Annotated in this window: 7 protein-coding genes; all 7 read left to right on the top strand. The window is 41.0% G+C overall.

Annotation, left to right across the window (positions count from 1 at the left end):
• Positions 1-3 precede the first annotated feature (3 nt).
• The 7 genes from L3Q70_RS12330 to betA all read left to right on the top strand — a co-directional run bounded on the left by L3Q70_RS12330 (position 4) and on the right by betA (position 9,561).
• Positions 4-771, top strand: a complete 768-nt coding sequence (locus tag L3Q70_RS12330; RefSeq protein ID WP_237114335.1) for an SDR family oxidoreductase — start codon at positions 4-6, stop codon at positions 769-771.
• Positions 759-1,958 (top strand): DUF1302 family protein, encoded by a 1,200-nt coding sequence (locus L3Q70_RS12325; RefSeq protein WP_193987678.1) that lies wholly within the window; start codon positions 759-761, stop codon positions 1,956-1,958. Before L3Q70_RS12330 ends, L3Q70_RS12325 begins: the two co-directional genes overlap by 13 nt.
• Positions 1,959-1,967: 9 nt before the next feature.
• Positions 1,968-2,792 carry an outer membrane lipoprotein-sorting protein gene (locus tag L3Q70_RS12320; RefSeq protein WP_237114334.1) on the top strand — a complete coding sequence of 275 codons (825 nt, stop codon included), beginning with the start codon at positions 1,968-1,970 and terminating at the stop codon, positions 2,790-2,792.
• 12 nt (positions 2,793-2,804) lie between these two features.
• Positions 2,805-5,435: an MMPL family transporter gene (locus L3Q70_RS12315; RefSeq protein WP_237114333.1), complete on the top strand. Its 2,631-nt coding sequence runs from the start codon at positions 2,805-2,807 to the stop codon at positions 5,433-5,435.
• A 400-nt stretch (positions 5,436-5,835) separates the two neighbouring features.
• Positions 5,836-6,426 (top strand): transcriptional regulator BetI, encoded by a 591-nt coding sequence (betI, locus tag L3Q70_RS12310; protein ID WP_237114332.1) that lies wholly within the window; start codon positions 5,836-5,838, stop codon positions 6,424-6,426.
• 1 nt (position 6,427) lies between these two features.
• Positions 6,428-7,891, top strand: a complete 1,464-nt coding sequence (gene betB, locus L3Q70_RS12305; RefSeq protein WP_062569630.1) for a betaine-aldehyde dehydrogenase — start codon at positions 6,428-6,430, stop codon at positions 7,889-7,891.
• Positions 7,891-9,561, top strand: coding sequence for a choline dehydrogenase (gene betA, locus L3Q70_RS12300; RefSeq protein ID WP_237114331.1), 1,671 nt, complete (start codon positions 7,891-7,893; stop codon positions 9,559-9,561). Before betB ends, betA begins: the two co-directional genes overlap by 1 nt.
• The last annotated feature ends 64 nt before the right edge of the window (positions 9,562-9,625 follow it).

Raw genomic sequence — 9,625 nt, 5'->3', positions numbered from 1 at the left:
GAAATGGAAAACGTAATTAATTCAGTACTTGTAACAGGAGCTGCTAACGGTATTGGCGCAGCGTGTGTGGATAAGTTTATAGAGCAGGGATGTCGCTATGTTATCGCACTTGATAAAGATGAAGTGAAGTTACATGAAATGCGACATAAATATCGTAATAAAGACATTATTTTTATTGCAATCATTGCCGATTTAACAAGCCAAGACTATTACTCGCAGCTAACTGATGCGCTGCAGCCTCTGGGTCAGTTAGAAGCCATTGTATTGAGCCATGGTATTGCCGATGAGAACGAAATTTCTGAACGGGATATTTTTGCCCGTGTAATGGATGTTAATGTCACTAGTTGCCAGTCAATTATTGCGCAATGTGAAAATAAGCTAGCAAAGGGAAGCGCGGTTTTATTTATCTCTTCAATCCTAGGAAAAATGGGCAACCTTCGAAATACAGCTTATTGTAGTTCAAAGCATGCGCAGTTAGGGATGATGAAAGGTTTGGCAATGGACTGGGCAAGGCATGGTATTCGTGTTAATGCTATTTTACCTTGCTATGTTGATACACCGCTTTTAAGAAGTGAGCTGCAAAAGCAGGCTGATATGGTTGGCTCGACCTTAGACCAAGTAATGCGAAAAGCGAAAAAACGTATTCCGATGCGTGCCTATGTGCAAAGTCGTGATATTGCCGACAGTGCTTACTTTTTATGTTCGCAGCAGGCGCGCATGATCACTGCACAATCTCTGATTATTGATGGAGGCAGTTCATGCGGTGGTTAGCATTAATCGTAATGGGCAGTGCTAGCACCAGTAGTTATGCAAACTTATATATTCAGCCTAATTTAACCACCAGCTTTGGCTATAACGTCTCAGAACATTATGCGACTGAGCAAAGAGTCGAGTTAGCAACAAAGCTGGAATTTAGCACCGAAAATATAGATTTCACTTTTGACGGAAGAGTCGAGCATGACTTTGTGTATAACAACAATGATCGCTTCAGTATTGACGCTCAAGACCAATATGAATCGCGCGCAATTATCGAAGAAGCGTATATTTCCGGTGAAATAAGTAATCGTTTTTGGTCGTTTGGTTATCAGAAAGTTGTATGGGGTGAAGCGGATGACTTACGGGTTGTCGATGTTATTAATCCATTAGATTATAAAGACTTTATCTTTTTCGATATAGATGATTACCGTTTAGCTGTGCCAATGTTCAAGCTTGATTATGAGTATGAAAATGGTGACACGCTAAACATTATCACCACGCTTCAACAGCTGAGTAATGAGTACCCTGCACCTAGAGCCGAGTTCGGTAATAATTATTACCCCAATAGTGAGCAGACACAGTGGGGTAAATATGAATTAGGCTTGCGTTACAGTACATTCGCGTTAGCTACAGATGTTAGCCTTTATGCTTTTCACGGGTATCAAGATGATCCTGTCGTCACTTTGTCGCCAAGCGAGCGCACGCTTTATTCATATGAAAAGTTCTCTATGCTTGGTACGAGTTTAAGCAAACCCATAGATGCATTTGTGCTGCGGAGTGAGTTTGCTTATTTTGATAATTACACAGTGAATGACAGTGACTTGTCTTTTAAAAACGTTAACAAGCTAGAAGCCTTAATAGGGCTTGATTACCGTTATAAAGACTGGACGACAACGCTACAGTTTACTGACCGCATCCTCAATGGATGGCAACCCTCTTATCTTATTCCAAAATCTGCACCCATATACACGGCTTCCGCAGAGAGAGGTTTTTTTGCCAATCAGCTCTATATTCGCGCAGCAGTGAGTTACCTCGACAATCATGGGGGCGGAGCCCTATCTCAACTTAAGTTAACTTATAAACCTAATCAACAGTGGGTTTTAAAGCTAAATCTCGATCTTATTGAAGGTGATCAAGAAAACTACTTAGGTGCCCAGCAGCAGCGTGATCGTATTTGGTTAGCTGCAACTTATTATTTTTAAGGAGAGAAAATGAAACTAACATGCTTTTTAGCCTCAATAAGTATTGTATTTAGTGCAGCAACGTATGCTGAAGATGCAGATAAAATTTTACAACAAGTGCGTGATCGTAATGATGGCAAGGACTATTTATCAACAGTGACGCTTCGCACTCTAAGTGAAGATAGCGTACTTAATCAGCGTCAGTTTTACATGTTGCAAAAGGATATCGAAAAAGACGAAGTAATGGTGCTCGCCATAAAAGCCCCTGCGGATGTGAGAGATATTAGCTTTTTGATGCGTAGCTTCGAAGAAGGAACAGCTCAAGAAGACGAGCAGTGGATGTACTTGCCTGCATTTAGAAAAGTAAGGCGTATTTCTGCCACTGACAAACGCGGTGCATTTATGGGCAGTGAATATTCTTATTACGACCTCGATAAGCTACGCGTAACAGATTTTGACTCAAAAGTTATAAAAACTGACATGCTAGATGGCGTTGAAACCTATGTTATCGAGCGCGAGCCGAAGTCTCAGGATGTGATTAATAAGTCTGGTTATTACAAACTGGTTACCTGGGTTGATAAACAAAGAAAGTTAATTCTTAAACAGCAGTACTATGATGCAAAAGGTATTCTTTTTAAGCAGTTAGATATCGATAAGGTTGAGAAAGTACAAGACATATGGACCATCACCGCATCTACGATGAGCAACTTTGTAGAGAATAAAAAGAGCACTTTTCTATTTCATGAAACCCTTTATAACCAAGGTGTTGATGATGCAATTTTTAGAAAATCAAAGCTTAAAAGAGGCATAAAAGACAGCGATGTCGCAGAGTTAACTAAAATCTCTGAGTTATAATAGGACACTGAAATGTTAGAGAAATACCTAGATTTTGTTTTTAAATATCCAAAATCGATACTGGCGATATTGTCGCTTATTACCGTTTATTTTTTTATCGCTTCGGCTAATCTAAGTGAGGACAACAACCCTTACTTTTTACCTAAAGATCACCCTGCACGCAGTACTATTTTTGATTTGCGCGATGAGTTTACCGGAACATATGACTCTGTCATGATCGCTTTGCATAACGAAGGTACGGTGTTTAATCAGGCATCAATTAACGCTATTTTTGACTTATCTCGTGCCGCAGAGCGAATGAACTATGTTGATGAGACAGATGCTCAAATGCTTCAAGATCTTAAAGCTGATCACCCTGAAAATAGCGAGTTAGTGGCAAGTATTGATGAAATTCTTGCAGATGGTATGACCCCAAGTGATGGCTTGATTGCGCGTGAATTGCTTAATCGCGCAGTTGAGTGGCAGTTAACAACTAAACAGCTGCGCAACTTAAGTGTGTTTGCCGAGCGAGTAGACCCTGTAAGAGAGATGGCAGGATTGTCGTCGACTGAAAATGTATTTTTAGACGAATACGGCACTATGTTCGCACAGGAAACGGTGAATAAGCGAAATCAAGATATTGAGTTTGTAAAAAATGCAGTCATAGATAATGAGTTAATTGAATATGGCCCAATCTCTCCAGATGGCAAAGTCGCGCTTATTGTTGTTGAGTTAAGTATTTTAGAGGACGATGCAACAGGGCAAGTGCGTGCCTACGAGGCATTCAAGCAACTGGTTGCAGATTATCAAATTGCTCACCCAGAGTTAAAAGACGATATTTACATTAGTGGTGTGCCAGTCTTTTTTGCAGCTCAAAAGCAGGTAATAGACCATGATTTTGCGACCTTGCTACCCATTGTTCTACTGTTGATCACCATTATTTTAGCTGTATTTTTCAAAACTATTTTAGGGGTTATTATCCCGTTAATTAATGTTGTGATGTGTACCATATGGACCATGGGAATGATGGCTGTGGTAAACGCACCATTAGATGTGATTACTGCTATCTTACCTGTTTTTCTGCTCACGATTTGTTTATCTGATGCCATTCATGTAATGGCTGAGTACTACCATCAGAAAAAAATTGTTAAATCACGCTTAGTTGCAATTCGCAGTGCAATGATACTCATGGCTTCTCCTGTTGTTTTAACTACTATCACAACATGTTTAACGTTTATTGTGTCAACTTCATCAAGTATCGAGAGCCTCAGAAACTTTGGGTTATTCATTTCATTTGGTATGTTTGTAGCCTTAATTATTTCACTTTTATTAATCCCTGCATTACTGGCTCTGTTTCCGAAAAAAGACATTTTTAAACAGCAACACGCGCAAAGTAGTAGTGACGTTAGTAAGAAGTACTTTATAAGTCGATTATTAGTCAGTGCACTCACCCCTGTAATGGCAAATAGAAAAATGTTTACAGTTATTTTCATTGGCTTATTTATAGGGTCTGGCTTTTTAGCGTCAAAGGTTCGCGTTGACGATATGGGTTCTGGTTATTTTCCAAAACAAAGTGATTTTCGTATCTCAGATGATTTTATAAATAATCATATAGCAGGTACGAGCCCAGGTTGGATCGAAGTAGATACCGGCAAAGATAATGGCGCATTAACGGTTGAAATCAGTCATTTCATTGACCGTTTAGAGCAGCATATCCATCAGCATGAAACAGTGAACTATAGTTATTCTCTGGCACGTTATGTGAGACGAATAAACTACACGCTTAATGATTTTAACCCTGAATATAACCGACTACCAGAGGATGTTGAACGCTTTATTGAGATTGATGAAGATACACAAGAGCCCTATGAGATCACCATTTCAGGAAGCGACATTATTAGGCAGTCTATTCTTATGTTTGAAAATAGTGGCGGTTCAGATGTAACGAATGTATTGAGTGAAGATTTTTCTAAAACAGTATTACTCTATACGCTAGGGACCACGGTGGCTAATGATTATCAAGCATTTTTAGATCATACCTTACCGTGGATCGAAGCAAATAAACCAGAGGGTGTCACCATTACCCACGCGGGTTCCCCCATTATTTGGACCGCGGTGTTAGATGCCTTGGTTAAGAGTCAAACGGTCAGTGCATCGATTGCATTATTAACGGTTTTACTTGTGATGATGGCTTGGTTTAGATCGATACGTCTTGGTTTAGCTGGAACACTACCGCTATTATCAACGGTGATGATCTACTTTGCGCTTATGACGCTGTTAAATATTGAGCTAAATATTGGTACTGCCATTATTTCATTCCTAGTACTGGGGATTGTTGATTATTCAGTGCACTATATATTAAGAATTCAGCATGAAATTAAGAATGGTTTTACAATTAACCATGCGCTGGTAAATGCAATGAGAGTAAGTGGTCGCGCAATTATTGCAAATGTCTTAGTGTTTAGTATTGGTTTTATCGCGTTATTATTTTCACAGCATCAAGCCCTTATCGACCTAGGTGCCTTAGTTGGTTTATCGCTGCTCATTAGTGGCTTAGTCACGCTGTTTGTTATTACTTTATTTGCGCCGTGGTTCTTTAAAGACCAGTTAAACACATCGCAATCGAGCAAGACCATGGCCGTAATGAATGAGGCCAGAACATAATTATTTAATCTACCCACGTACTTTGTCGTTGCGCTTTCGTTAAATAACAGCGAAAGCGCATCGATGGAGTGCTTTTTTGAGTGTACTTTGCATATCCCTCGCACAGCTGCGACTCACAAAATCAGTTTTAGTTAGCAACATACAAAGTGCTATCTCATTTTGTCTGCGCAAAAGAATAAAAATCTCGTTATTAACATGATTTAGCCATAATTCATGCTTTTTAATCTTGATTTTGAAAAAACTTAAAACTTTTTTATATCTCGAATAATAAACCTAATAACAATCGCTTAGCTTAAGTGAGTTATGTCATTTTGTTGTTGTTTACAATTTGTCAACCTTGAATTGCCAAGATGATTACCTTAACCTTTATTTTAATTGAACGTTCAATCAATAAAAAATTATGCCGAAAGTTGGAATGGAACCTGTTCGTCGTCAGCAGTTAATTGACGCCACAATAGAGTCGGTTGCAGAGCTTGGTTTGCAAGGCACCACCATAAATAGCATTAGTAAAAAGGCAGGCTTATCGTCTGGCATTATCAGTCATTATTTTGGTGGTAAGCAGGGCTTAATTGAAGCCACTGTGCGGTATTTATTGACGAGTTTAAAGCAAGCTCTGATGAATCAAGTAACGCCGCAGACCAGTCCAGAGCAACGATTAATGTTTATCGTTGAAGCAAACTTTTCGCGCATTCAGCAGCAAAGCAATAACACCAAAACCTGGTTGAGCTTTTGGGCGCATTCAATGCACGACGCCCAGTTGCATCGCTTACAAAACGTAAATAGTAAACGTTTATTTAGTAACTTATTAAGCTCATTCAAACAGTTAATGAGCGATAGCGATGCTAACCTAGCTGCTGAGCTAAGTGCAGCCATGATCGATGGTTTATGGCTAAGAGCCGTATTAAGTAAGTCAGACCAAGATCAATTCGAACATTGTGAGCGATTAGCCAAAGACTACATTCGTTCACTGATAAAACAGTACGGAGCCTAAAATGACCACACCTGTTTACGAAAATTTTATTAATGGCCATTTTTTAAAAAATCAAACTGGCGACACCTTTGCAGTAACGAATCCTGCAACGGATGAAGTGATTTATCACGTTGAAATCGCTGATGAGTTTATTCAAAACGCGGCAATCGAAAGCGCAAAACAAGGCTTTGCAGCGTGGTCTGCCATGACGCCAATTGAGCGTAGCCGTATTTTATTAAAAGCCGTGGCAATCTTACGCGAACGTAATGATGAACTGGCAAAAGTAGAAGTACTTGATACGGGTAAGCCTTGGCAAGAAGCTGAGTGTGTCGATGTTGAAACAGGCGCCGATGTAATTGAGTACTTTGCTGGTCTTGCTCCTGCGCAAGTGGGTCAGCAACAAATGGTTGGCAATGACTTTTACTACACACGTAAAGAGCCTTTAGGTATTTGTGCAGGTATTGGTGCATGGAACTACCCACTGCAAATTGCTTGTTGGAAATCAGGCCCAGCACTGGCTGCGGGTAATGCGGTTATTTTTAAACCTTCAGAAGAAACACCCCTTGGTGCAATTAAACTCGCAGAGATTTTTATCGAAGCGGGTGTACCTGCTGGTGTATTCAATGTCGTGCAGGGTGCTGCTGAAGTAGGGCAATGGTTAACAGCAAACCCAAATATTGAAAAAGTGTCGTTCACTGGTGAAGTGGGCACAGGCAAAAAAGTAATGGCAAGTGCTGCCGGCTCACTGAAAGATGTGACCATGGAGCTTGGCGGTAAGTCACCATTATTGGTGTTTGATGATGCCGATGTATCACAAGCTGTTAGTGCGGCAATGCTAGGTAATTTTTATACGCAAGGCGAAATCTGCACTAATTGTACGCGCATTTATGTGCACAAAAATGTTTATCAGCAGTTTATTGATGAGCTGAAAACACGCACTGAGCAAAATATTATTGCTGGCGACCCAATGGATCCTGAGGTGAATTTAGGGGCGCTTATCTCTAAAAAGCACCAAGAGCTTGTACTTGGTTATATTGATAAAGGCATTCAAGAAGGCGCAACCTTACTAACAGGCGGTAAGGCACTGTCACCTGCATCTGCACCAAATGGCTACTTTGTTGAGCCGACCGTTTTTGTCGACTGTAAAGATGACATGACCATAGTGAAAGAAGAGATCTTTGGCCCAGTGATGAGCGTGTTGGTGTTTGATGATGAAGATGACGTTATTCAGCGTGCAAACGATACGCACCTTGGTTTGGCCGCAGGCGTGTTTACGAAAGATATTCAGCGTGCACACCGCGTGATCCACCAATTACAAGCCGGTATTTGTTGGATAAATAGCTATGGTAATTCACCTGCAGAAATGCCAGTAGGTGGTTATAAGCAATCAGGTATCGGCCGTGAAAACGGTATCGAAACTTTAGATCACTATACCCAAACTAAATCGATTTATGTGGGTATGAGCAATATAGAGAGTCCATTTTAATGAGTACACAGAACTATGATTACATCATAGTCGGTGCTGGCTCAGCAGGCTGCGTGTTGGCAAACCGACTATCAGCAGACCCTTCCAATAAGGTGTTATTACTTGAAACGGGCGGTAGCGATAAAAGCATTTTTATAAAGATGCCTACTGCGCTATCAATCCCAATGAATACCGACAAATATGCATGGCAATTTCATACCGAGCCAGAGCCATATTTAGATAACCGTCAAATGCACTGCCCACGAGGCAAGGTATTAGGTGGCTCATCATCGATTAACGGCATGGTGTATGTACGTGGTCATGCCAAAGATTTTGATGAGTGGCAGCAACACGGTGCTAATGGTTGGGACTATCAAGCATGCTTACCGTATTTTAAACGTGCTGAATCATTCTATTTAGGTGGTAACAACTACCGTGGCGATAATGGCCCATTAGGGGTTAATAACGGTAATGAAATGGCTAACCCGCTTTATAAAGCCTTTATCAAAGCGGGCCAACAAGCAGGTTATGCGCAGACTGATGACTACAATGCAGCCCAGCAAGAAGGCTTTGGGCCAATGCATATGACTGTTAAAGATGGCGTAAGAAGCTCTGCTAGCCGTGAGTATCTAGACCCAGTTAAGTCACGTAAAAACTTAACGCTAGTCACTGGTGCTTTAGCTGAAAAAGTATTGTTAGAAGGCAAAAAAGCCGTAGGTGTAGAGTATTCAGTATCTGGTTCTAAGCAGCAAGCATTTGCAGCAAAAGACGTTATTTTAAGTGCGGGCCCAATTGGGTCACCGCATATTCTGCAATTATCAGGTATTGGTGATAAAGACATTCTGAGTGAAGCGGGTGTTGAGGCTAAACATCACTTACCAGGTGTTGGCCAAAACTTACAAGATCACTTGGAATTTTATTTCCAATATAAATGTAAGCAACCCATTACTTTAAACGGCAAGTTAGGTCTTGTTTCAAAAGGACTCATTGGTGCGCGTTGGTTATTAAACCGCTCAGGTTTAGGGGCAACGAATCACTTTGAATCATGTGCATTTATTCGCTCAAAACCGGGCGTTGAATGGCCTGATATTCAGTATCACTTTTTACCAGCAGCAATTCGTTATGACGGTAAAAGTGCCTTTGATGGCCATGGTTTCCAAGTGCATGTTGGGCATAACAAACCGAAAAGCCGTGGTGCCGTGACAATTAAGTCGGCGGATCCACTGGTTGCGCCTAAGATCCAATTTAACTACTTACAGCATCAAGATGATATTGAAGGCTTTAGAGCTTGCGTTCGCTTAACTCGTGAGATTATTGAACAAAGTGCGTTTGATGAGTATCGCGATGGTGAAATTCAACCAGGTAAAGATGTTCAAAGCGATGAAGAAATCGATGCCTTTGTTCGTCAAGCGGTTGAGAGTGCTTACCATCCGTCTTGTTCGTGCAAGATGGGTGAAGACGAGATGGCCGTGGTTAACTCGCAAACTCAAGTACACGGTATTGAGGGGTTACGGGTGGTGGATTCATCTATCTTCCCAACCGTTCCAAACGGTAATTTAAATGCGCCAACTATTATGGTGGCAGAAAAAGCGGCTGACCACATTTTAGGTAAGTCTGTGTTATCGGCATCAACTGCAGATGTTGCTATGGAAAAACAATGGCAATCAACGCAGCGTAGTTCGGAGATCTAATAAGGCCACCCGCAGTATCGGCTGTGGGGCTTGCAGTGGCGCGCATCACGAGTTGTTTGTGATG

The organism is Pseudoalteromonas sp. CF6-2 (genome assembly GCF_021729425.1).
Classification (GTDB): domain Bacteria; phylum Pseudomonadota; class Gammaproteobacteria; order Enterobacterales; family Alteromonadaceae; genus Pseudoalteromonas; species Pseudoalteromonas arabiensis.
This window is presented reverse-complemented; position numbering and strand designations above follow the sequence as displayed.